The sequence below is a fragment of the Psychromonas arctica genome (assembly GCF_038155225.1).
Classification (GTDB): Bacteria; Pseudomonadota; Gammaproteobacteria; order Enterobacterales; family Psychromonadaceae; genus Psychromonas; species Psychromonas arctica_B.
Genome location: NZ_JBAKBA010000278.1, coordinates 1 through 221, shown reverse-complemented (window position 1 = coordinate 221; position 221 = coordinate 1). Strand labels below are relative to the sequence as shown.

The window sequence follows — 221 nt, the reverse complement described above, 5'->3', positions numbered from 1 at the left end:
TAAAAAATCCTTGGCTTTATTAATAACGGCTTGGCCACGGTGCGGGTTAAATCCTTCTTTATGGGCTAACTCATCGTTATTCGCAATAACATCTCTTCCATAAAAAGCATCGTATAAGCTTCCCCAACGAGCATTAGCTTCATTTAATGCAAAGCGTGCATTGCTCACTGGTACCAGCAGTTGTGGACCTGCCATTGTTGATATTTCAGCATCGTCATTGT

At 41.6% G+C, this 221-nt stretch carries 1 pseudogene; it reads right to left on the bottom strand.

The features are described 5' to 3' along the window. A pseudogene (locus V6255_RS18555) lies at window positions 1–221 on the bottom strand (malate synthase G); the annotation flags it as partial.